At 73.3% G+C, this 22,517-nt stretch carries 21 protein-coding genes; 12 read left to right on the top strand and 9 right to left on the bottom strand.

The window, feature by feature from the left end; all coding sequences use genetic code 11:
* Positions 1-157: 157 nt before the first annotated feature.
* Positions 158-1,624, top strand: coding sequence for a DUF2079 domain-containing protein (locus OG393_RS11740; protein ID WP_442817292.1), 1,467 nt, complete (start codon positions 158-160; stop codon positions 1,622-1,624).
* 88 nt (positions 1,625-1,712) lie between these two features.
* Here the strand turns inward: OG393_RS11740 and OG393_RS11735 are convergent, their stop codons facing one another.
* Entirely contained in the window at positions 1,713-2,300 is a 588-nt protein-coding gene (locus tag OG393_RS11735; protein ID WP_327374612.1) for a proline-rich domain-containing protein, read from the bottom strand.
* A 247-nt stretch (positions 2,301-2,547) separates the two neighbouring features.
* Here OG393_RS11735 and OG393_RS11730 point away from each other — a divergent pair, with 247 nt between their 5' ends.
* The 3 genes from OG393_RS11730 to OG393_RS11720 all read left to right on the top strand — a co-directional run bounded on the left by OG393_RS11730 (position 2,548) and on the right by OG393_RS11720 (position 5,500).
* Positions 2,548-3,408: a bifunctional methylenetetrahydrofolate dehydrogenase/methenyltetrahydrofolate cyclohydrolase gene (locus tag OG393_RS11730; RefSeq protein WP_327374611.1), complete on the top strand. Its 861-nt coding sequence runs from the start codon at positions 2,548-2,550 to the stop codon at positions 3,406-3,408.
* Between the two features lie 2 nt (positions 3,409-3,410).
* On the top strand, positions 3,411-4,064 hold the full coding sequence (locus OG393_RS11725) for a DUF3017 domain-containing protein (protein ID WP_327374610.1): 654 nt from the start codon (positions 3,411-3,413) through the stop codon (positions 4,062-4,064).
* Positions 4,065-4,510: 446 nt separating this feature from the next.
* Positions 4,511-5,500 (top strand): malate dehydrogenase, encoded by a 990-nt coding sequence (locus tag OG393_RS11720; RefSeq protein WP_327374609.1) that lies wholly within the window; start codon positions 4,511-4,513, stop codon positions 5,498-5,500.
* Between the two features lie 191 nt (positions 5,501-5,691).
* On the opposite strand, the gene OG393_RS11715 is transcribed toward OG393_RS11720, so the two are convergent.
* Both OG393_RS11715 and OG393_RS11710 read right to left on the bottom strand, forming a co-directional pair.
* Complete coding sequence (locus OG393_RS11715) at positions 5,692-6,414, bottom strand: isocitrate lyase/PEP mutase family protein (RefSeq protein ID WP_327374608.1); 723 nt, start codon at positions 6,412-6,414, stop codon at positions 5,692-5,694.
* Positions 6,411-6,965, bottom strand: a complete 555-nt coding sequence (locus OG393_RS11710; protein WP_327374607.1) for a carboxymuconolactone decarboxylase family protein — start codon at positions 6,963-6,965, stop codon at positions 6,411-6,413. Before OG393_RS11710 ends, OG393_RS11715 begins: the two co-directional genes overlap by 4 nt.
* A 46-nt stretch (positions 6,966-7,011) precedes the next feature.
* On the opposite strand from OG393_RS11710, the gene pdxR reads away from it, so the two are divergent.
* The 3 genes from pdxR (at position 7,012) to OG393_RS11695 (ending at position 10,064) form a co-directional block, all read left to right on the top strand.
* Positions 7,012-8,418, top strand: coding sequence for a MocR-like pyridoxine biosynthesis transcription factor PdxR (pdxR, locus tag OG393_RS11705; RefSeq protein WP_327374606.1), 1,407 nt, complete (start codon positions 7,012-7,014; stop codon positions 8,416-8,418).
* Positions 8,419-8,558: 140 nt separating this feature from the next.
* Positions 8,559-8,870, top strand: a complete 312-nt coding sequence (locus OG393_RS11700; protein WP_327374605.1) for a hypothetical protein — start codon at positions 8,559-8,561, stop codon at positions 8,868-8,870.
* Positions 8,871-8,879: 9 nt separating this feature from the next.
* The gene (locus OG393_RS11695; protein ID WP_327374604.1) at positions 8,880-10,064 is read left to right on the top strand and encodes a glutathionylspermidine synthase family protein; all 1,185 of its coding nucleotides are present in this window, start codon (positions 8,880-8,882) and stop codon (positions 10,062-10,064) included.
* A gap of 108 nt (positions 10,065-10,172) precedes the next feature.
* Here the strand turns inward: OG393_RS11695 and OG393_RS11690 are convergent, their stop codons facing one another.
* A complete protein-coding gene (locus OG393_RS11690; RefSeq protein ID WP_327374603.1) occupies positions 10,173-10,871 on the bottom strand; it encodes a polysaccharide deacetylase family protein in 699 nt (232 codons plus the stop codon).
* Between the two features lie 209 nt (positions 10,872-11,080).
* Entirely contained in the window at positions 11,081-12,286 is a 1,206-nt protein-coding gene (rocD, locus tag OG393_RS11685; protein ID WP_327374602.1) for an ornithine--oxo-acid transaminase, read from the bottom strand.
* Positions 12,287-12,691: 405 nt separating this feature from the next.
* On the opposite strand from rocD, the gene trpS reads away from it, so the two are divergent.
* A complete protein-coding gene (gene trpS, locus OG393_RS11680; protein ID WP_327374601.1) occupies positions 12,692-13,705 on the top strand; it encodes a tryptophan--tRNA ligase in 1,014 nt (337 codons plus the stop codon).
* 115 nt (positions 13,706-13,820) lie between these two features.
* The gene (locus OG393_RS11675) at positions 13,821-14,411 is read left to right on the top strand and encodes a 2'-5' RNA ligase family protein (protein WP_327374600.1); all 591 of its coding nucleotides are present in this window, start codon (positions 13,821-13,823) and stop codon (positions 14,409-14,411) included.
* Positions 14,412-14,452: 41 nt separating this feature from the next.
* Here the strand turns inward: OG393_RS11675 and OG393_RS11670 are convergent, their stop codons facing one another.
* Positions 14,453-15,208: a decaprenylphospho-beta-D-erythro-pentofuranosid-2-ulose 2-reductase gene (locus OG393_RS11670; RefSeq protein ID WP_327374599.1), complete on the bottom strand. Its 756-nt coding sequence runs from the start codon at positions 15,206-15,208 to the stop codon at positions 14,453-14,455.
* Between the two features lie 22 nt (positions 15,209-15,230).
* Entirely contained in the window at positions 15,231-16,619 is a 1,389-nt protein-coding gene (locus OG393_RS11665; RefSeq protein WP_327374598.1) for an FAD-binding oxidoreductase, read from the bottom strand.
* A 304-nt stretch (positions 16,620-16,923) separates the two neighbouring features.
* On the opposite strand from OG393_RS11665, the gene OG393_RS11660 reads away from it, so the two are divergent.
* Both OG393_RS11660 and OG393_RS11655 read left to right on the top strand, forming a co-directional pair.
* On the top strand, positions 16,924-17,316 hold the full coding sequence (locus OG393_RS11660; RefSeq protein ID WP_327378394.1) for a PPOX class F420-dependent oxidoreductase: 393 nt from the start codon (positions 16,924-16,926) through the stop codon (positions 17,314-17,316).
* A gap of 280 nt (positions 17,317-17,596) precedes the next feature.
* Positions 17,597-18,499, top strand: coding sequence for a YihY/virulence factor BrkB family protein (locus OG393_RS11655; RefSeq protein WP_327374597.1), 903 nt, complete (start codon positions 17,597-17,599; stop codon positions 18,497-18,499).
* On the opposite strand, the gene OG393_RS11650 is transcribed toward OG393_RS11655, so the two are convergent.
* Together OG393_RS11650 and OG393_RS11645 are read right to left on the bottom strand one after the other, a co-directional pair.
* Positions 18,429-19,697: a D-alanyl-D-alanine carboxypeptidase family protein gene (locus tag OG393_RS11650; RefSeq protein ID WP_327374596.1), complete on the bottom strand. Its 1,269-nt coding sequence runs from the start codon at positions 19,695-19,697 to the stop codon at positions 18,429-18,431. The two genes, OG393_RS11655 and OG393_RS11650, sit on opposite strands and share 71 nt — an antisense overlap.
* A gap of 541 nt (positions 19,698-20,238) precedes the next feature.
* Entirely contained in the window at positions 20,239-20,484 is a 246-nt protein-coding gene (locus OG393_RS11645) for an SCO4848 family membrane protein (RefSeq protein WP_327374595.1), read from the bottom strand.
* 284 nt (positions 20,485-20,768) lie between these two features.
* On the opposite strand from OG393_RS11645, the gene OG393_RS11640 reads away from it, so the two are divergent.
* On the top strand, positions 20,769-22,349 hold the full coding sequence (locus tag OG393_RS11640) for a metallophosphoesterase (protein ID WP_327374594.1): 1,581 nt from the start codon (positions 20,769-20,771) through the stop codon (positions 22,347-22,349).
* The last annotated feature ends 168 nt before the right edge of the window (positions 22,350-22,517 follow it).

The following is a 22,517-nucleotide window of genomic DNA, read 5'->3' as shown; positions in this document are numbered from 1 at the left end:
CGACGCACGGGCAGGGCCCGCCGGTCACTCCCGGCCGGCGGGCCGTGCCCGTACCGCCGGCCGCGGAACGTCACCGGCCCGCGACCCGTCCCGCCGTTCGGGTGGTCTCTGGTCTAATGGGTTGCTCTTTCGTCGGCGGCTGGTCAGTGGGGGCGCGGTGCTGGATGTGCAGAGCGGTGCGGCGGCGGGAACCACCGGCGCCGCGGCCGACACCGACGTACGCGACGACGCCGGTCCGCCGGACACCGGTGCCCGGGTGCCGTGGCTCCCGTACGCGCTCGTGGCCGTCGCGCTCTGCGGCCTCTACTTCCTCTACTCCTGGGTGCAGTACGAGCGCTTCCGCACGCCCTCCTGGGACCTGGGGATCTTCGAGCAGTCCGTCCGGGCCTACGCGGAGCTCCGTGCGCCGGTCGTCGACATCAAGGGGCCCGGCTTCCTCATACTCGGGGACCACTTCAGTCCGGTGACCGCGCTCCTGGCGCCGCTGTACTGGATCTGGTCCTCGCCCCTCGCACTGCTTTTCGCCCAGGCCGCGCTGTTCGCCGCCTCCGCCGCCGTCGTCGGGCGTACCGCCCATCAGGTGCTGGGCAGCTGCGCGGCCGGTCTCGGGATCGCCGTCGCCTACGGGCTGTCCTGGGGGCTCCAGGAGGCGGTCAAGTCCGACTTCCACGAGATCGCCTTCGCCGTTCCGCTGCTCGCCCTGACCTGCCGGGCCCTGCTGCTGTCGCGCTGGACCGCTGCGGCGGCCTGGGCGGCCCCGCTGGTCCTGGTCAAGGAGGACATGGGCCTGACGGTCGCGATGGTCGGCGCCGTCCTCTTCCTGCGCGGCCGGAGACGGCTCGGCGCCGCCCTGGCCGGTTTCGGGGTCGGGGCCTTCGCCCTGACGGTCCTGGTCCTGATCCCGGCCGCGAGCCGGGTCGGCCAGTACGACTACTGGGCCAAGATCGAGAAGTCGAGCGCGGGCACCGACGTCTCCCTCGCGGACGCCCTGCTCGGCTCGCTCGGCTCCGACGTGAAGTGGGAGATGGTCCTCTTCCTCGTCGGGATCACCGGCTTCCTCGCCCTGCGCTCCCCGCTGATGCTGCTCGTCCTGCCGACGCTCGGCTGGCGCTTCGTCTCCCAGGACCCCAACCACTGGGGGATGCTCTGGCACTACAGCGCCATCCTGATGCCGGTGGTCTTCCTGGCCCTGGTGGACGGCGTACGTGCCGTCCGTACCTCGCCGCGGCCCTGGCTCGTCTCCTACGGCAAGGTCGTCGTGCCGGTGGTGACGGCCGTCGCGATCGTGCTCGCCCTGGACCTGCCGCTGCGGGGGCTGCTGAGTGCGGAGACCTACCGCACGGACGTCCGCACACAGGACGCCCGGCGGGCGGTGGAGGCGGTTCCCGACGGGTCGAGCGTGGAGACGAACGTGACGCTCATGGCCCACCTCACCGCCGATCACACGGTCTACTGGGTGGGCGGTGCGAAGGGGGTCAGCCCCGAGTACCTCGCGCTGGACCTCGCCTCGGGCTGGTCCCAGCCGGTCACGGACCCGGTGCTGCTGGCCTCGCAGCTCCACCCGGAGGCGCGCTACGAGGTGGCCGCTCGGGCCGGGCAGTTCGTGGTGCTGCGACGGGCCTGAGTCCGCGGGCGCCCGCCCGGCCTGTGCCCGTCCGCGGCGAAGGGGGGCCGGTTCCGCGCGGAACCGGCCCCCCTTCGCCGCGGGTCGCTCAGTACTGCTGCTTGTGGCGGTTGAACCAGGCCGTTCCGTCCGCCTTCGCCACGAAGACGATGATCAGGACGCCCAGGGCGAGGCTGATGATGCCCAGGGGCAGCGAGAAGAGGGCGAACAGCGCCACGAAGGCCGCGTAGACGATGGAGCAGATACGCACGCCGTTGCCGCCGGACTTGAACTTGGCGGCCAGCACCATGGCGAGCACGGCGAAGATCAGCACGAACACGCCGAGGCCGATGAGGAGGCCCTGGCCGAAGTCCTGGAACGCCTGCGCGTCGGCGCTGGAGGCGCTCGAGGTGTCGAGTTCGTCGAAGGCGACACCCATCGCGATGACGGCGAAGGCACCGAGCAGATTCAGGCCACCGATCACCCACAGCATCACGCGGGCCGCCTTCACCCCGCCCGGCATCTCCATGGCCGCGCCCGGGTACCCGCCGCCGTAGGGCTGCTGGACCGGAGGCGCCTGGGGGTAGCCGTACTGCGACGGAACACCCTGGGGGGTCTGCTGCGGGTAGCCGTAGCCGGGCTGCCCGCCGTCCTTGGGCTGCTGGCCGTAAGGGTTGTTCGGTTCGCCGAAGCTCATCGCGGGATTCCTCCGTGGGTTGTGCCGGGACGACGCGGCCCGTGCGGAGGAGTGATCACAGCTTGTGTGCGGTTCTGCCCCCCGGCACTGCCCGCGGCTCTGCGCGGCCATCGTCGTCGCCGCGTCGACTTCTTGTCCAGTCGGAATGCGCGGACGTTGTGCGGACGCGATGTCCTGCTCCCCGGTGCGGCGGTCCCCGGGACGACGAATTGGAACAACGCGGGGGTCATCCGGGAGGATGGGGGCCATGAGCGCCCAGATTCTCGATGGCAAGGCCACCGCAGCCGCGATCAAGTCCGATCTGACCGTCCGTGTGGCGGCCCTGAAGGAGAAGGGCCTGGCCCCCGGTCTCGGCACGATCCTGGTCGGCGACGACCCGGGCAGCCAGAAGTACGTCGCGGGCAAGCACCGCGACTGCGCGCAGGTCGGTCTCGCCTCGATCCAGCGCGAACTGCCCGCCAGCGCCACCCAGGAGGAGATCGAGGCGGTCGTACGGGAGCTCAACGAGGACCCCGCGTGCACGGGCTACATCGTGCAGCTGCCGCTCCCCAAGGGCATCGACGAGAACCGCGTGCTCGAGCTGATGGACCCGGCCAAGGACGCGGACGGCCTGCACCCGACGAACCTCGGACGCCTCGTCCTGAACGAGCCGGCGCCGCTGCCCTGCACCCCCTTCGGCATCGTCCGGCTGCTCCGCGAGCACGGCGTGGAGATCAACGGCGCGGAGGTCGTCGTCGTCGGACGCGGGGTGACGATCGGCCGTCCGATGCCGCTGCTCCTCACCCGGCGCTCCGAGAACGCGACGGTCACGCAGTGCCATACCGGGACCCGTGACCTCTCCGCCCACCTGCGACGGGCCGACATCATCGTGGCCGCCGCCGGTGTCCCTCATCTGATCAAGGCGCAGGACGTGAAGCCGGGAGCGGCCGTGCTCGACGTCGGCGTCTCGCGCAACGGCGAGGGCAAGATCCTGGGTGACGTCGACCCCGGTGTCGCCGAGGTCGCCGGCTGGATCTCGCCGAACCCCGGCGGTGTGGGCCCCATGACCCGTGCACAGCTCCTCGTCAACGTCGTCGAGGCCGCGGAGCGCGCGGCCGAGGCCCGCTGACCATGCCCGCACCGGGCGCCTCCGGCGCCGACGAGCCGGAAACGGGGCGCGCCGCGGGCGCCGGAGGGCCCGAGGTCGCCGCCGGCCGCCCGGCCGTCGCCGCGAACGGGAGGGCGGCCGACGACGCGCCGCCTCCCGCCGACGCCACGCGCCCCGCCGCCGAGCGGGCGACGGTGCCGACCGGGGCCCCCGGCACCACGGCGGACGACCCCGGTTCCACCCCGCGGGGCGACGACCCGACGGGGTCCGGCGCCCGCGGCAGGTCCCGGCGCCCGCCGACCGTGACCACCGGCACGGCGCGCCCGGAGGGCGGCGGTCGCGCCGCACCCGGCGACGCGCCGGCCCCCGCCCGGCAGTGGCCGCTGCTCACCGTGCTGGGACTGGCCGGCCTCGGCCTGCTCATCGTCGGCACGGACCTGTTCCCGCAGTCGTTCAGGGTCGGCACGATCCTCGTCGGGGTCGCGCTGCTGACCGGCGCCGCGCTACGGCGGGCGCTGCCCTCGGTGGGGATGCTCGCCGTGCGGTCGCGCTTCACCGATCTGGTCACCTACGGCCTGATGGGCACGCTCATCGTCCTGCTGGCCCTGATGGTGCAGCCCGACCCCTGGCTGCAGATCCCGTTCCTGGAGGACGTCCTCCACCTGACGGTGACCTGAGGCCGCGTCGTGCCGCCGGCCCGCGACACGCCGGCCGGTCGTCGCGGCCCCGGGCCGGGCGCCGGCGCCCGCCCTCTCCCCCGTGGGAGGGCGGGCGCCGACCGCGTTCCAGGGTCGTCCGCCTGTCGAGGGGGCTTCAAGGTCCCTCGGTTCCCCGTAGCACGGAAGTGACCATTCCGGTGCCTCCGGCGCCGCGCGTCCCCGGGGACTGCGGGCGGGCGCGCCGCCCGGGAGGGGGCGAACGGTCCTGGGCCCGTTGCCGTTCGCGGGCCGGGCGCGGTCGGGTGGCAGTGAGCCGGACCACAAGGGGGTGGGGATTGGAGCGGCCCCGGGTCGGATAGCCTGACCGCTGGATATCTCTTCATGTCGAGACACCGATCGATCAAGAGGGGTATCCCGCACCAGGGGCAGGGACCCCCACCGCCAGCTGTCTTACGGAGATCGCCATGACCCGCACTCCCGTGAATGTCACCGTGACCGGCGCGGCCGGCCAGATCGGCTACGCGCTGCTCTTCCGCATCGCCTCCGGCCACCTGCTCGGCGCGGACGTGCCGGTCAAACTGCGCCTCCTCGAGATCCCGCAGGGCGTGAAGGCCGCCGAGGGCACCGCCATGGAGCTCGACGACTGCGCGTTCCCGCTGCTCAAGGGCATCGACATCTTCGACGACCCGAACCAGGGCTTCGAGGGCGCGAACGTCGCGCTGCTCGTCGGCGCCCGCCCCCGCACCAAGGGCATGGAGCGCGGCGACCTGCTCGCCGCCAACGGCGGCATCTTCAAGCCGCAGGGCAAGGCCATCAACGACCACGCCGCGGACGACGTCAAGGTCCTCGTCGTCGGCAACCCGGCCAACACCAACGCCCTCATCGCCCAGGCCGCCGCGCCGGACGTCCCGGCCGAGCGCTTCACCGCGATGACCCGCCTGGACCACAACCGCGCGCTGTCGCAGCTGGCCGCCAAGACGGGCGCCTCGGTCGAGGACATCAAGCGCCTCACCATCTGGGGCAACCACTCGGCGACCCAGTACCCGGACGTCTTCCACGCGGAGATCGCCGGCAAGAACGCCGCCGAGGTCGTCGCCGACGAGGCATGGCTGGCCGACACCTTCATCCCGACCGTCGCCAAGCGGGGTGCCGCGATCATCGAGGCCCGTGGCGCCTCGTCCGCCGCCTCCGCCGCGAACGCCGCCATCGACCACGTCCACACCTGGGTCAACGGCACCGCCGAGGGCGACTGGACCTCCATGGGCATCCCGTCGGACGGTTCGTACGGCGTCCCGCAGGGCCTGATCTCCTCGTTCCCCGTCACCTGCAAGGACGGCGCGTACGAGATCGTCCAGGGCCTGGACGTCAACGAGTTCTCCCGCACCCGCATCGACGCCTCGGTCCAGGAGCTGGCCGAGGAGCGCGACGCGGTCCGCGAGCTGGGCCTCATCTGAGAGCCTGTCGGGCCTCGCCCGAGCACCGGGCCGTGGCGCGGACCCTTCCGTCCGCGCCCACGCCCGCCCCGTACAAGACGGCACCCCCGGCCCTTCCCGGCCGGGGGTGCCGTGCTGTGCGGGGCGGGCGGCGCGTCCCCCCGTCGCGCGCCGTCCGTTCCGCGGCCTCCGTACCCCGTACTGGCGGGAGTTCAGGCCATCCTCAGGTCCCGGGCCAGCTCGGTGAGGCCGCGCAGGGAACGCAGCAGCAGCCCGTGGCCGAAGGTGATCCGGGTCGCGCCGCGCGCGCCGAGCTCGGCGGACGGCGGATCGCCGTCCCGGGCGAGGAAGTTGAGCGGCGCCCCGATTCCCGCGCGCAGCCGGGGCAGATCCCCGGCCGGGGCGGCGATCGGGTAGACGCAGTCGGCCCCGGCCGCCGCGTAGAGCCGACCGCGCCCGATCGCGGCGGCTGCCGGATCGTCGCCCGCCGTGAGGTAGGCGTCGACACGGGCGTTGAGGAAGAGCGCGCCGCCGGCCGCCGCCCGCACCTCCGCCAGCCGGTCCGCCTGCGCCCGCGGGTCCCCGAGCACGCCGGACCGGTCGGAGTCCTCCAGGTTGACGCCCACGGCACCGGTCTCCAGAGCCCGTTCCACCAGCTCCCGCGGGGACAGCCCGTAGCCGTCCTCCAGATCGGCGGTGACCGGCACGGACACGGCCCGCACGATCCGCGCCACGGCGGCGAACATCTCCCCGGGCGGCGTCCGCCCGTCCTGGTACCCGAGTGAGGCGGCGACTCCCGCGCTCGGCGTCGCGAGCGTGGGGAACCCGGCCCCCTCGAAGACCCGGGCGGAGGCGGCGTCCCACGGGCCCGGCACGACCAGCGGATCGTCCGTGGCCCGTCCCCGGTGTAGTGCGCGGAGCGCCGCGGCGCTCACTTCCGGAACATCCCCGGGGTGTAGTGACCGGGGGTCATGCGGGTGGAGACGCCGATCCTGTTCCAGGCGTTGATCGTCGTGATCGCGGCGATGATCCGGGCGAGTTCGGTCTCGTCGAACACGGCCGCCGCCCCGGCGTACACCGCGTCCGGCACGAAGCCGTCGGTGAGGACGGTGACGGCCTCGGTCAGCGCGAGCGCCGCGAGCTCCCGTTCGGTGTAGAAGTGCCGGGACTCCTCCCAGGCGGACAACTGGACGATCCGCTCGACGGATTCGCCTTCCGCCAGGGCGTCCTTGGTGTGCATGTCGATGCAGAAGGCGCAGTGGTTGATCTGCGAGGCGCGGATCTTGATCAGGTGGTGGAGTGTCGGGTCGACACCCTGAGCGGCGGCGGCCTCCAGCCGGACCATGGCCCGGTAGAAGTCGGGAAGCAGCTCGGCGAGGCGGAGGCGGGGCGCGTGCTCGTGGGCGCGGGGCGTCTCCCCGTTCCCGTCCTCCGGGTGCGGAGCCGTCGTCGCCGCGGTGGCCGGGTCGTCTGCCGTGGTCGTCATGGGTCCACCGTACGGACCGGTTGGCTGGGGAGTATGGTCCATTTCCATGGCGAATGACTGGGCCACTTTCGGTGCGGACCTGCACCTCGAACTGTCGGGGGCGAAGCTCCGCGCGGGGCTGATGGACGCCCTGCGGGAGGCGGTGCGCAGCGGGCGCCTCGAGGCGGACACCCGGCTGCCGTCCTCGCGTTCGCTCGCCGCGGACCTGGGCGTGGCCCGCAACACCGTCGCCGACGCGTACGCCGAACTCGTCGCCGAGGGCTGGCTGACGGCGCGCCAGGGCTCCGGCACCCGGGTCGCCCGGCGGGCCGCCCCCCGGCCCACGTCGGCGCCCCGCGCCCCGACGGCGTCCCGTCCGGCGCCGGGACGGCCGGCGTACGACCTGAAGGCGGGCGTGCCCGACCTCGCGTCCTTCCCGCGCGCCGAGTGGCTCAAGGCGTCCCGGCGGGCGCTGACGGCGGCTCCGCACGAGGCGTTCGGCTACGGCGATCCACGCGGCCGGATCGAACTGCGGACCGCGCTCGCCGAGTATCTGGCCCGCGCGCGGGGGGTGTTCGCGCGGCCGGAACGGATCGTGATCTGCTCCGGCTTCGTGCACGGGCTGATGCTGATGGGCCAGGTGCTGCGGGCCCGCCGGGTGAGGGAGGTGGCGGTGGAGTCCTACGGGCTCGACGTGCACGCGGACCTGCTGACCCGGGCGGCACTGCGGCTGCCGGCACTGCCCCTGGACGAACGCGGCACCCGCACCGAGACCCTGGCGGACATGAAGGGGGTGGGCGCGGTGCTGCTGACCGCCGCCCACCAGTTCCCGCTCGGCGGTGCGCTCCCCTCCGACCGGCGGGCGGCCGTGGTCGACTGGGCGCGGGTGTCCGGGGGCCTGGTCCTGGAGGACGACTACGACGGCGAGTTCCGGTACGACCGGCAGCCGGTCGGCGCGCTCCAGGGCCTCGACCCGGAGCGGGTGGTGTACCTGGGTACGTCGAGCAAGTCCCTGGCCCCGGGGCTGCGGCTGGCGTGGATGGTGCTGCCGGAGGGGCTGGTGGACGAGGTGGCGGCGGCCAAGGGGAGGGTCGACTGGGTGTCCAGCTCGCTGGAGCAGCTGACCTTCGCGGAGTTCCTCTCCTCGGGGGCGTACGACCGGCATGTGCGGGCCATGCGGCTGCGCTACCGCCGGCGCCGGGACCAGCTGGTGGAGGCGGTCGCCGCGCACTCCCCGGAGACCCGGGTGAGCGGGATCGCGGCCGGGCTCCACGCGGTGCTGCGACTGCCGCCGGGTACGGAGCCCGCGGTGCTGCGCTCGGCGGCCTGGCAGGGTCTCGCCGTGCTGGGCCTCGACCGCTTCCGCCGTTCCGGCGTGCCCCCGGCGTTCGACGGTCTCGTCGTCGGCTACGCGACCCCTCCGGACAGCGGGTGGAACGGGGCGCTGCGGGCCCTGTGCCGGGTGCTGCCCTGACCGAAGCCCCGACGGAGCGCCGAGGTGGGCACCGCCGTCTCCATACTTCTGCGGACACGGCCTCGTGCGGCGGCTGGAAACGACCGGCCTACACTGTGCGGTCGCGGCCACGCTACGGGGAGATGGGGAAGGCGGCGCAGATGCGCAGACTGAGGTCGAGCACGGTGGTGCTCGGGGGAATGGGCGTGCTCGCGGCGACGGTGACCGCCTGCGGAGCCGAGCCGGACAAACGGTGTGTGGACCCGCTGACCCGCGAGAAGCTGCCCAGCTACGAGTGCGCGAGCGGCAGCGGCAGCGGTGGCGGTGGCAGTGGTAGCGGGGCAGGCGGCTCCACCCGCGGTTCGTACTACTACGGCGGATCGGAGCGCGACGGCCGGTTCAGCGGCGGCAGCTTCGACAAGGCCGCCGTCGACACCGGCGGTTTCGGCTGCTCCGGCTCGGGCGGCGGCTGATCGCACACCATGAGACGGCACACGATCGAACCCCGGCCCGACTGGCAGCGGACCGTCGAGGAACAGGGGCTCGTCTACCCCCTGACCCGCTACCCCGACGGCTCCCTGCGCCCGTACTGGGACGAGAGCGCGTACTACTCCTTCACGCTGGCCGAGGTCGAGGAGCTGGAGGAGGTGGTCGAGGAGCTCCACGCCATGTGTCTGGCCGCCGCCGCGCACATCGTCCGGCAGGAACGTTTCGCGGATCTCGGGATGACTGATCCCCGGCTCGCCTCGCTGGTCGCCGAGTCCTGGCGGCGCCGTGCCGAACTCCCTTCTCTCTACGGCCGGTTCGACCTCCGCTACGACGGCACCGGCCCGGCGAAGATGCTGGAGTACAACGCCGACACCCCCACGTCGCTGGTCGAGGCCGCGAGCCCGCAGTGGTTCTGGATGGAGGAGCGCTTTCCCGGCGCCGACCAGTGGAACTCGCTCCACGAGCGACTCGTCGACGCCTGGCGCCGCCAGGCCCCGCTGCTGCCGCCCGGCAGCCCCGTCCACTTCGTCCACTCCGACGGGGACGAGCTCGGCGAGGACCTGATGACGGTCGCCTACCTGCGCGAGACCGCGCAGCAGGCCGGGCTCGACACGGAGGCGCTGTCCGTGGAGGGGATCGGCTGGGACCGGCTGTCCGGACGCTTCGTGGACGACCGGCTCCGCTACATCCGCAGCTGCTTCAAGCTGTACCCGTGGGAGTGGCTGGCCACCGACCGTTTCGGTCCGCACGTCCTGGACACCCTGGACAACGGCGGCGGGACCGGCACCACCTGCTGGATCGAGCCCGCCTGGAAGATGCTGCTCTCCAACAAGGCGCTGCTCGCCGTGCTGTGGGAGCTCTACCCGGGCCATCCGAACCTGCTGCCCGCCTACCTCGACGGTCCTCGCGAGCTGGCCTCGACGACCGGGTACGTGGCCAAGCCGCTCCTCGGCCGCGAGGGCGCCGGCGTGACGGTGCACGAGCCCGGCGCCCCGGTGGTTCCGCGTGACGAGGACTGCTGCTACCAGGAGTTGGCTGCGCTGCCCGACTTCGACGGCAACCGGGTGGTGCTCGGTGCCTGGGTCGTCGAGGACGAGGCGGCGGGGGTCGGCATCCGCGAGTCGGCGGGCCTCGTCACGGACGAGTACGCGCGCTTCCTGCCGCATGTGATCCTCTGAGGGCCTGTCGGGTGGACTTCGGCCGCCGGTCAGAGGCCACCCGGCAGGCTCTGAGAGGTCCGCGCCCCTTGAGTGGCCCGCGTGCTCCGTGCGGCCCGCCCGCGTCGGTCACCAGTCCGGAAGGTGGTCCCGCAGCGGCGCGGGCTTCAGCCCCGCCGCGTCGGCGGCGGCCAGGGTGCGGGTGAGGTCCGCCGCCAGCGACTCGGTGAAGTGCAGCAGGACGATGTCTCCGGCCTCCAGGCGGGGGGTCGGCGGCGGCTGCTCCCCCCAGGTGGTCAGGTCGTGGGTCCAGGTCACCAGGGCCTTGGCCCCGCAGGCGCGGGCGGCGGTCCGGGTGGCCGCGTCGTATGTCCCGTAGGGCGGGCGCAGCAGCCGGGGCCCGTCTCCGAACCGTGCGAGGTGCCGGTCGCGGGCTCCGCAGATCTCGGCCTTCTGGCCGGCGGCGTCGAGAGTGGTCAGGTCGGGATGGTTCACCGTGTGGTTCTCGACCCGCGAGGGCCCGTGGTCGAGCAGGGCGCGGAAGTAGCCGGAGTCGTACGAGTAGGCGCCGGGCAGCACGAAAAGCGAGGCGGGCACGTGCCGTTCGAGCAGGATCGCCGCCGCCGCCGGGTCGTGGTACCAGCCGTCGTCGATGGTGATGAAGACGACCGGGTCCTCCGTGTCGACGTGCGAGACGACCGGTACGGGCTCCGGCCAGGCCGCGCGGGGGGCCCCGGTGGCGGGGCCGCTGAACGCGCCGAGCAGCGCGAGGGGGACGAGGGCGGCGAGCGCGCCGCGCAGGGCGTGGCGCAGAGGGGGTCTCGGCATGGCGGAAATGATTGGTCCAGACCAACTGGGCTGTCAAGAGGTCGAGTTGCCTCGGTCCGCCGTGCCGGTCCGTTCCCGTCCCCCGCGGACGGCCCGTGTTCGCCCCCGGCCCGACCGCCGGTCCGTTCCCGTCCGCAACGCCGGCCCGGGGCCCCGGATCGCGGGCCGGCGGTGGCACCGGTCCGGAACGGGGCCGGACCGGTCCGGTGTCAGGCCGACAGCACCGCGCGCAGCTGCTCCAGCCCCCAGTCCAGGTCCTCCTTGCCGATCACCAGCGGGGGAGCGATCCGGATCGTCGAACCGTGGGTGTCCTTGACCAGCACACCGCGGTCCATCAGCTTCTCCGAGATCTCCCGGCCCGTGCCCCGGGAAGGCGCGATGTCCACGCCCGCCCACAGTCCGCGACCGCGCACCGCCTCCACGGCTCCACCGCCCGCCAGCAGGCCCAGTTCGGCGTGCAGGTGCTCGCCCAGCTCCGTGGCGCGCTGCTGGTACTCGCCGGTCCTCAACATCGCGATGACCTCCAGGGCCACCGCGCACGCCAGCGGGTTCCCGCCGAACGTCGACCCGTGCTCACCCGGCCGGAACACGCCCAGCACCTCACGGTCGGCGACCACCGCCGAGACCGGTACGACGCCACCGCCCAGCGCCTTGCCCAGGACGTACATGTCGGGCACGACGTCCTCGTGCTCGCACGCGAAGGTCTTGCCGGTCCGGCCGAGGCCCGACTGGATCTCGTCCGCGATGAAGAGGACGTTCCGGGCGCGGGTCAGCTCCCGCACCCCGCGTAGATACCCGGCGGGCGGCACCAGGACCCCGGCCTCGCCCTGGATCGGCTCCAGGAGCACCGCCACCGTGTTCTCCGTGACCGCCGCCTCCAGGGCCGTCGGATCGCCGTACGGCACGATCTCGAACCCCGGGGTGTACGGCCCGAAGTGGTCGCGCGCCTCGTGATCCGTCGAGAAGCTGACGATCGTCGTCGTCCGACCGTGGAAGTTGTTCGCCGCCACGACGATCTTCGCGTGCCCGTCGGGCACGCCCTTGACCTCGTACCCCCACTTCCGGGCGGTCTTCACGGCCGTCTCGACCGCCTCCGCCCCCGTGTTCATCGGCAGGACCATCTCCTTGCCGCACAGTTCGGCGAGCCGGGCGCAGAACTCCGCGAACCGGTCGTGGTGGAACGCCCGCGAGGTGAGCGTCACCCGCTCCAGCTGCGCCCGCGCGGCGTCGATCAGCCGCCGGTTGCCGTGGCCGAAGTTCAGTGCCGAGTAGCCGGCGAGCAGGTCGAGGTAGCGGCGGCCCTCGACGTCCGTCATCCACGCCCCGTCCGCCGAGGCGATCACGAGGGGCAGGGGGTGGTAGTTGTGTGCGCTGTGCGCCTCCGCGGAAGCGATCGCGTCCTGCGTTCTCGACACGGGGTCTCCGTTCATCCTGCGGCCTGGGGCGGGTGTGGCGCCCCTTTCCTATCGTCGCTCGGATGCCGGACGCGGAAACATCGGTGACGACACCCCGAAGCCGGCGAGGACGCCCGGCGACCGGCGTACCCGGGCGAGTCCGGCCGCGCACCGGAAGTGACCTGGGTCACCCCGCGTCGAAGGTGAGGCCGCCCGCCGCCCCGTCCCGCCCCCGCCGCCGGCCGGCCTCGCGCTGTGTTCCTCGTCTCACCGGCCACGGTCCGCCCGGGAGCGCGGACCGTGGCCTCGGCCGTCCCCGCCCGCCCCGTCCGCGCGGCGACGGCCGGAAGGTTCCCTCGGCGCCCTCACGGCCGGGGGCGCACCGGCAGTCCGGGATCGGTTCCCACACCTGAGAGAATGACGAGCATGGCCTCTGACAGTCCCCGTGTGCTCTCCGGAATCCAGCCCACCGCAGGCTCGTTCCACCTCGGCAACTACCTCGGCGCCGTCCGCCAGTGGGTCGCCCTCCAGGAGACCCACGACGCCTTCTACATGGTCGTCGACCTGCACGCGATCACGGTTCCGCAGGACCCCGCCGAGCTGCGGGCGAACACCCGGCTCGCCGCCGCCCAGCTGCTCGCCGCCGGTCTCGACCCCGAGCGCTGCACCCTCTTCGTCCAGAGCCACGTGCCCGAGCACGCGCAGCTCGGCTGGGTCATGAACTGCCTCACCGGCTTCGGCGAGGCAGCCCGCATGACCCAGTTCAAGGACAAGTCCGCCAAGCAGGGTGCCGACCGCGCCACCGTCGGTCTCTTCACGTACCCGATCCTCCAGGTCGCCGACATCCTGCTCTACCAGGCCAACGAGGTTCCCGTCGGCGAGGACCAGCGCCAGCACATCGAACTGACCCGCGACCTCGCGGAGCGGTTCAACGGGCGCTTCGGCGAGACCTTCACCGTTCCGTCGCCGTACATCCTCAAGGAGACGGCGAAGATCTACGACCTGCAGGACCCGACGGTCAAGATGAGCAAGTCGGCGTCGACGCCGAAGGGTCTGATCAACCTGCTCGACGAGCCGAAGACGACGGGCAAGAAGGTCAAGAGCGCGGTCACCGACACCGACACGGTCATCCGCTTCGACCCGGAGCACAAGCCGGGCGTCTCCAACCTGCTGACCATCATGTCCACCCTCACCGGGACGTCGGTCGCCGCGCTGGAGCGGTCCTACGAGGGCAAGATGTACGGCGCGCTGAAGACCGACCTGGCCGAGGTCATGGTGGACTTCGTCACACCCTTCAGGGCTCGCACCCAGGAATATCTGGACGACCCGGAGACGCTGGACTCCCTCCTGGCCAAGGGAGCCGAGAAGGCCCGAGCGGTGGCCGCGGAGACCCTGGCGCGGACCTACGAGCGGGTGGGCTTCCTGCCCGCGAAGCACTGACCGGCGACCGACCGAAGGCCGGGTCCGAGGACTCTGGCCACAGGGGTGGTGCAGGCCGCACACTGGCGGCTGCACCACCATCCGCACCCGCAGCTCGACGACGGAGGAGAACGACGTGGGGACCGTAACGCTCGGCGTTTCGATCGCGGTCCCGGAGCCCTACGGCAGCCTGCTCCAGGAGCGGCGCGCCGGCTTCGGGGACCCGGCCGCCCACGGCATCCCCACGCACGTGACGCTCCTCCCGCCGACCGAGGTGGACGCGCGACGCCTTCCGGAGATCGAGGCGCACCTCGCCGGCGTCGCCTCGGAGTGCACCCCCTTCGCCATGCGGCTGCGCGGCACCGGAACGTTCCGCCCGCTGTCCCCGGTGGTCTTCGTCAAGCTCGCCCAGGGTGTTCCCGGCTGCAACGGGCTCCAGCGGCGGATCAGGGACGAGGACGGTCCGCTGGTGCGCGAGCTCCAGTTCCCGTACCACCCGCACGTCACCGTGGCGCACGGCATCTCCGAGGAGGCGATGGACCGGGCGTTCCGGGAGCTCTCCGGCTACGAGGCCGCCTGGACCTGTCGCTCCTTCGCGCTCTACGAGCAGGGCGCGGACGCGGTGTGGCGCAAGCTCCGCGCGTACGAGTTCGGCCGTGGCCGGCCCGTCTCCGGCGTCCCCGTGCAGGGTTCCCCGGTCGACACCCCCACTCCCGCGGCGGGCTGACCGGCCGCCCCGTGGCGGCCGGCCGCGTCTCCCGGAGGCGGTCACACCGGCAGGCGCCGGAACACCGACCGCGGCACGTGCCGCAGCGCCGACATCACCACGCGCAGCGTCCCGGGGACCCATACGGTCTCCGTCCGGCGCCGCAGACCCAGCTCGATCGCCGTCGCGACCGCCTCCGGAGTGGTCGCCGGTGTCGTCCCCCCGGTCCCCGGGGTGGTCCGGGAGCGCACGGGCCCCGGCCGTACGACCATGACGTGCACGCCGGTCCCATGCATCGCGTCCCCCAGTCCCTGGGCGAACGCGTCGAGTCCGGCCTTGGACGATCCGTAGATGAAGTCGGCGCGCCGGGCGCGTTCGCCGGCCACCGAGGACAGCACCACCAGCGATCCGTGCCCCTGTGCCTGCAGGGCCTGCGCGCACACCAGGCCGGCGGAGACGGCGCCCGTGTAGTTGGTCTGGGCGACCCGCACGGCCGCGGCCGGGTCGGCCTCGTCGTGGGCCTGGTCGCCGAGGACGCCGAACGCGAGCAGGACGAGGTCGACGTCTCCCTCGGCGAAGATCCCGCCGAGCCGCTCGGCGTGCGAGGCGGTGTCGAGCGCGTCGAAGGGCACGGTCCGTACGTCCGCGCCGAGCGCGCGCAGCGACTCGGCGGCGGCCTCCAGTGCGGGGGAGGGGCGCCCGGCCAGCCGGACCGTGCGGGTCCGGCGCGTGATCAGCCGGCGGGCGGTGGCGAGTCCGATCTCGGAGGTGCCGCCGAGGAGGAGCAGGGACTGCGGGATGCCGAAGGCGTCCTTCATGGGAGGTCTCCTTGCTACGGGATCACAGCGCCAGGCGGCGCGCGAGGTCCGAGGTGAAGACGGCGCGCGGGTCGAGGGTGGCCCGCAGCGCCCGGAAGTCGGCGAGCCGCGGGTACATCGCGTGCAGTACGTCCGGCCGCAGCCGGGAGTCCTTCGCGAGGTAGACCCGGCCGCCCGCCCGCGCCACCTCCTCGTCCAGCTCGTCGAGGAAGGTGCCGAGACCGGAGATGCCCGCCGGGATGTCCAGGGCGAGGGTCCAGCCGGCCATCGGGAAGGACAGCCAGCCCGGGTCGCCCTCGCCGAAGCGCTTCAGGACGGCGAGGAAGGAGGGGCAGCCGCGCCGCGCGATCCGCCGCACGACGCGGCGCAGGGCCTCCTCCTGCCCGTGACCGACGACGAACTGGTACGGGACGAAGCCGTCCCGCCCGTAGATCCGGTTCCAGTGCGGAACGCCGTCCAGGGGGTGGAAGAAGGTGGAGATCCGCTGGAGCCGGCCGGTGCGGTGGTGCGGGGCCCTCCGGTACCAGAACTCGTTGAAGGCGCGGGCGGTGGTGCGTCCGAGCAGTCCCCCGGGCAGCGGCGCCGGTGCGGCGGGCAGCTGTACGGGACGGAAGGCGAGGGGCGCCCGCCGGGCGCGGCGGGGCAGGGCGTCGTAGGGGGCGTGCTCGCCGCGGGTGAGGACGGACCGGCCGGTGGCCGCTCCCCGGGCGAGCAGGTCGATCCAGGCGACGGAGTAGCGGTACCGGTGGTCGGTGGCGGTGAGCCGCTCCATCAGGTCGTCGAGGTCGCGGGCGCGTTCGGTGTCGACGCGGACGAGGGAGGTCTCGACGGGGAGCAGCCGCAGGGTGGCGGAGAGGATCACTCCGGTCAGTCCCATGCCGCCGGTGGTGGCGTCGAACAGGTCGGTGCCGGGGAGGACGGTCCGGATCCGCCCGTCGGCGGTGAGGAGTTCGAGCCCGGCCACATGGCGGGAGAAGGAGCCGGAGACGTGCTGGTTCCTGCCGTGCGCGTCCGCGCCGATCGCTCCGCCGACGGTGACGTACCGGGTCCCGGGCGTGACCGGCACGAACCAGCCGAGCGGCAGCAGGACTTCCATCAGGCGGTGCAGGCTCACGCCCGCGTCGCAGACGACGAGGCCGGTGGTGGCGTCGATGCCGCGGACGCGGTCCAGGCCGGTCATGTCCAGGACGCAGCCGCCCGCGTTCTGGGCGGCGTCGCCGTAGGCACGGCCGAGGCCGCGCGCGATCGCGCCACGGGCCCCGCAGGCCAGGACGGCGCGGGCGGCCTCCTCGTGGGTGCGGGGACGGTGCACACGGGCCAGGGTCGGCGCGGTGCGGCCCCAGCCGGTGAGGGGTTCGTCGTCGTCCTCGATGGCGGAGTAGCGGGGGGCGAGGTCGGTCTCGGCGGCCATGGAGGCGACCGTATCGCCCCTCTTGTCGCTTATGGCGGGATTGCCCCGCGGCTCGTCGAAACGGGCGATGAGAGGACTGTCGGAAGAAGGGCGCCCCCTGCCGTCGCGGGCGGACCGTCCGTCGTCCGGGCGGGACCGGCGAGAGGCTCGCGACGGCCGGAGGTCCGGGAGTCCTGATCCGTGGGCGCGGTCGCCCTTCCCGTGGCCCGCGCGAGGGTGGGCGGCGCACGCCGCACCCGGATCGCCGTTACCCTGGGTGCTCCTGTCGGATCTTTGGGTGACATCGGGAGTGGTCGTGGTCGAGATGCCGGAGCGCGTGAAGGGCCTGCTGGACTCGCGGGTGTTCGCGGTCGTGAGTACCGTCCAGCCCGACGGCAGTCCGCAGCAGTCCGTCGTGTGGGTCACGCGGGACGGCGACGACCTGCTGTTCTCCACCACCCAGGACCGGCGGAAGGCCCTGAACATGGCCCGGGACCCCCGGGTGACCGTACTCGTCAACCCCGCTGACAACCCGTACACCTACGCCGAGCTGCGCGGCGAGGTCACGTTGACCACCGACGGAGGGCAGGAGCTGATCGACGAGCTGTCCCGGAAGTACACCGGGAAGGACTACGGCCAGTTCAACCCGGACGCGGACAAGGACAGCACGCGCGTCGTGGTGCGGCTCAGCCCGAGGAAGATCGTCGGCAACCTCTAGTGTTCTGAGTCAGGGCGTGTTGCGGAAGTCCCTCCCCGCCCTCCGGGCGGACGCGGCTACTTCCGCAACACGCCCTACTGGTGCCGCGTCGGGCGGGCTTCGCCCCTGTCACGACACCCCGTCAGGGCGGGGGATCGGCGGGCTCCTCGCCTCCCGTCTGCGATTCTGGGGAGGCCGGACGCCCGGCGTCCGCTCAGAGCCTGTCGGGTGGCCTCTGGCCGGGCGGTCGGCGGCCGTCCGACAGGCTCTCGACCAGTGGTTCAAGGGGTACACGTACGACATGGACTGGCTGACCAAGCTCCCCGTCATCGGCCCCTGGGTCGCCCGGCTCACGCGGACGCACGCCTGGCGCTCGTACGAGACGCTCGACGAGGCCCACTGGAGCCGGCTCGCCGCCGCGATCACCTTCATCAGCTTCCTCGCGCTGTTCCCGCTGATCACCGTCGCCGCGGCGATCGGCGCCGCCCTGCTCAGCGGCGAGCAGCTCGACCGGATCCAGGACGGCATCTCCGAGCAGGTGCCGGGTATCTCCGACCAGCTCGATATCGGGGGCCTGGTGGCCAACGCGGCCACCATCGGGCTGGTGGCCGGCGCGCTGCTGCTGCTGACCGGCATCGGCTGGATCGGGTCGATGCGGGAGTGCCTGCGCGCCGTGTGGGGGCTCGACGACCTGGCGGGCAACCCGGTTTTGCGCAAGGGCAAGGACGCCGGCGTGCTGCTCGGGCTCGGCGCCGTCGGGCTCTGCTCCCTCGCCGCTTCCTGGCTCGGCTCCACCGCCGTCGACTGGAGCGCCGACCAGCTGGGCGTCTCCCACGGCGGGGCGGGCGGGTTCCTGCTCCAGTCCGCGGCCGTCGCCGTCGGCGCGGTCGCGGACTTCCTCATTCTGCTGTACCTGCTGACACTGCTGCCGGACGTCCGGCCGCCCCGCCGGCGCCTGGTGGTGGCGGCGGTGATCGGGGCGGTCGGCTTCGAGCTGCTGAAACTGCTGCTCGGCGGCTACATGCGCGGCGTCGCGGCGAAGTCGATGTACGGCGCGTTCGGCGTTCCGGTCGCCCTGCTCCTGTGGATCAACTTCAACGCGAAGCTGCTGTTGTTCTGCGCCGCCTGGACGGCTACGGGGTCACGTCCTCGTCCTGTGGCTGAGGGGGACGCGCCGGCTCCGGCTGTGGCCAGCGGCGATTGACCAGGAAGGCCGCGCCGGCGAGCAGCAGCAGGACCCCGCCGGCCACGCCGAGGGCGATTCCGGCGCCGCCGGACTTCCCCTCGGCGACGGCCTGGGCGGTGTCCGTACCGGGCGCGTTCTTGCCCGGGGCGGGCGCCGTGCCGTCCGAGCCCCGGTCGGAGTCCGTGTCCGTGCCGGTCCGGGCGGACTTCGGCGGTACCAGCTCGCCGACCGGCGTCACCTTGCCGGAGGCCGCGAACCCCCAGTCGAGCAGCCGGGCGGCTTCCTTGTAGACCGCGTGCTGTTCCTTGGAGGACGGGTTCATCACCGTCACCAGCAGCACCTTGCCGTCGCGTTCGGCGACGCCGGTGAAGGTCGCGCCGGCGTGCGTGGTGTTCCCGTTCTTGACACCGGCGATGCCCTGGTAGGGCGCCACGCCGAGGTCACCGGTGAGCAGCCGGTTGGTGTTCTGGATCTCGAAGGTCTCGCGCTTCTTGCCCTGCTTCTCCTCGCCGGGGAACGCCGCCCGGGAGGTGGAGCAGTACTCCCGGAAGTCCGCCTTCTGCATGCCGCTGCGGGCGATCAGGGTGAGGTCGTACGCGGAGGACATCTGGCCGGGGGCGTCGTATCCGTCCGGGGAGACGACGGTGGTGTCCAGTGCCTGGAGCTCCTGGGCGTGGTCGTTCATGTCCGCCACGGTCTGCGCGATGCCGTTGTTCATGGCGGACAGCACGCGCACGGCGTCGTTGCCCGAGCGGAGGAAGACACCGAGCCAGAGGTCGTGCACGGTGTAGGTCTGCTTCTCCTTGATGCCGACCAGGCTGGAGCCGGCGCCGATGCCCGCGAGGTCCTCGGGGGTGACGGTGTGGGTCGCCGTCCGGGGGAACTTCGGCAGGACCGTGTCCGCGAAGAGCATCTTGAGGGTCGAGGCCGGGGCCAGGCGCCAGTGGGGGTTGTGCGCGGCCAGGATGTCCCCGGTCTCCGCGTCCGCGACGACCCAGGAACGGCCGCTCAGGTCCTTGGGCAGCACCGGGACGCCGGGGGCGAGCCGGACCTGGGTGCCGGGCTTGCCCAGCAGCGCCCCGCCGACCGTGGACATGGCGGCGGGCGGCTTGGGTTGCTTGTCCTCTTTGTCGTCCGCGTGTGCCGGGCCTGCGGTGAGCAGCGGGAGCAGCGCGACGGCGGTGACCGCCGAAGCGGTCTTTCTCGAAGCAGACACGATCGAGAACGTACAGGTATCGATCAGGGAACCGAACCCCGCCGGGCGGTTCACCCCGGGCCGTCCACCCGTACGCGGGGCCGCCGGGGGCGGGCAGCCCGGCCGGCCGGCCTCCCGCTTCCGGCTCGCCTTCGGGGTGCGGGGCTCGATCATCCGGACAACCTTTCACGGCCGACTGGCCTGGGGAATCGGGCAACCAGGAGTGGGAGCGGACGACGGTTCGGGCCGTCCGTGTTCCGCCTTCCCTCTGAAGAGCGCCCGGACGGCCGCGGGGTTGCGTTCCCCGTCCGGCGCTCCGGGGGAGTCCCGTCGCGGGGACGCTCCCGCGTCCGGCGCGAGCGGTGGTCCCCCGGCGCCGGCCACCGGGGCGGCGCGTACTCCACCAGCGGGCGGACAGGGGCCGGCCGGTGCGGACCGTGGCTCCGGGTGCCTACCGTCCGGGGCGATGGGGCCGCGCGTGCCCCAGCCGCGGGGCCCGGGGCCCCGCGGCTCAGAGCCCGTCGGATGGCCTTCGACCGGTCGAAGGCCATCCGACGGGCTCTCACTGCCGGGGCTGCCCCGCGTGGGCGCGCAGACCCCGGAAGCCGATCACGCCGATCGCCGTGCCTAGGATGAACGACGTGACGGCCAAGGCGAGATGCACCCAGAAGTACGCGGTGGGGGCGCCGTCCTCGAAGGCGAGCCCGCTCGCGTCCTGGGCCAGGTTCTTCACGAAGGTCGTCCAGATCATCCAGGACCACCCGCCGAAGGCGAGCAGGAACCAGGAGACGGGGCGGCTGAGCTTCATCGAGCGGCGTCCTCTGCTGCGGAAGGGGCGTGCCCCCCAAGTGTCCTACCGGCGGGCTCCCGGCCCGCCGCCGGGGGGTGCGGGCCGGCCGTTCCGGGGCCACGCCGACGGCCCGCGGGACGGCGACGGCCGGGCCCCCGACGGCGCGGGCCTCCCGACGGCCCGACGACGGGTCCGTCGGCCACTCGCCCTCACGTCCCTCCTTCCGGGGACCGTGACCGGCGAGATCGGTTGGTGTGACGTGCGCGCACGGTGCGGCGCACGCGGATAAGGAGTCACGGCGCGTGCTGGTCATCCTGCTGGTCCTCATCGCGGTCCTCGCCCTGCTGGGCGGGGTCCACTGGTATGTGTGGCGGCGCCTGGTGCGCGACGTGACGGTGCGGGGGAGCCTGGCGCGCCGCCTGGGCACGGCGGCGGCCTTCCTGCTGCCGCTGCTCTCGGTGGCCGCCCTGGTCTCCGCACGCGCCGGAGCGCCCTTCCGGCTTCAGCAGGCGGTGGCCTGGCCGGGCTTCCTCTGGCTCGCCCTGCTCCTGTACCTCACGCTGGCCCTCGTCGCCGGTGAGGCGGTCCGGCCGCTGCTGCGTCGTCAGCTGGACCGCCGGGCGGCCTCCGCCGGGGCGGTGCGGCCGGCCGGTGCGGACTCCCCGCCGGCTTCCGCCGACGGAGCGCGCCCCGCCGCCCCGGAGCGCGGACGGCCCACCGGCCCGGCCGGGACGCCGCGCCCGGCGCCGTCCCGGGGGGCGGCTTCCGGCGCCGCCGCCCCCGCCGAGGCGGGCGGCACCCTGCTCACCGGCCTTTCCGACGCCCCGTCGGCCGACCCACGCGTCCTCGGCGCCGACCGGTCCACGGACGCCGGAACGGCGGAGGAGACCGTCCGCGCGGCCGGCTCCGGAAGCGACGCCCCGGACAGCGCCCCTGACGGCGCGCCGGAGAACCCCGGCGACGCGGGCCGGTCCGGCGGCCCCACGGTGGCGGGGGCGGACGACGGGTCCGCCGCCGGAGCCTCCGCGGCGGCCGGCCCGGCGGGGCCGGGTGCCGTCTCCCGGCGGCTCTTCGTCTCGCGGGTCGTCGGCGGGACGGCGGCGGCGGTCGCCGCCGGGACCGTCGGATACGGGACCTACGGTGTGTTCCGCGGGCCGCGCGTCAAGCGGGTCGTCGTCCCGCTCGCCCGGCTGCCCCGCGCCGCGCACGGCTACCGGATCGCCGTCGTGTCCGACATCCACCTCGGGCCCATCCTCGGCCGCGCCCACACCGAGCGCATCGTCGACTCCATCAACGCAGCCCAGCCCGATCTCGTCGCCGTCGTCGGCGATCTCGTCGACGGCACGGTGGAGAACCTGGGGCGGGCCGCCGAGCCGCTCTCCCGGCTCACGGCACGGCACGGCTCCTTCTTCGTGACGGGCAACCACGAGTACTTCTCCGGCGCCGACGCCTGGGTCGACCACGTCCGCGAACTCGGCCTGCGTCCGCTGCGCAACGAACGAGTCGAGATCGCCGCCGGCTTCGACCTCTCCGGTGTCGACGACGTCGCCGGCGAGAGCGAGGGGCAGGGACCCGACTTCGGCCGTGCGCTGGGCGACCGCGACCGGGCCAGGGCCGCCGTGCTGCTCGCGCACCAGCCGGTGGTCATCCACGACGCCGTCCGGCACGGCGTCGACCTCCAGCTGTCCGGCCACACCCACGGCGGTCAGCTGTGGCCCGGGAACTACCTCGCGGATCTCGCCAATCCGACCGTCGCCGGACTCGAACGGTACGGCGACACCCAGCTCTACGTGTCCCGGGGCGCGGGCGCCTGGGGGCCCCCGGTGCGGGTCGGCGCGCCCTCCGACATCACCCTCGTCCAGCTGGCGTCGAAGCGGGCGTAGCGGAAGGTGTCACTCCAAGCGCGGAGGCCGATACATGCTGCTCAGTCACCTGAAGTCCCATATCCCGGACATATACCTGCGGTGTGAAGGTTTACTCTTCCACTTGTGAATTGCGTGTGATTGGCTGACGCCATCGCGACAGGGCCAGGGTGCCGTCGCGGCAGGGGT

The organism is Streptomyces sp. NBC_01216 (assembly GCF_035994945.1).
Lineage (GTDB): Bacteria > Actinomycetota > Actinomycetes > Streptomycetales > Streptomycetaceae > Streptomyces.
This window is presented reverse-complemented; position numbering and strand designations above follow the sequence as displayed.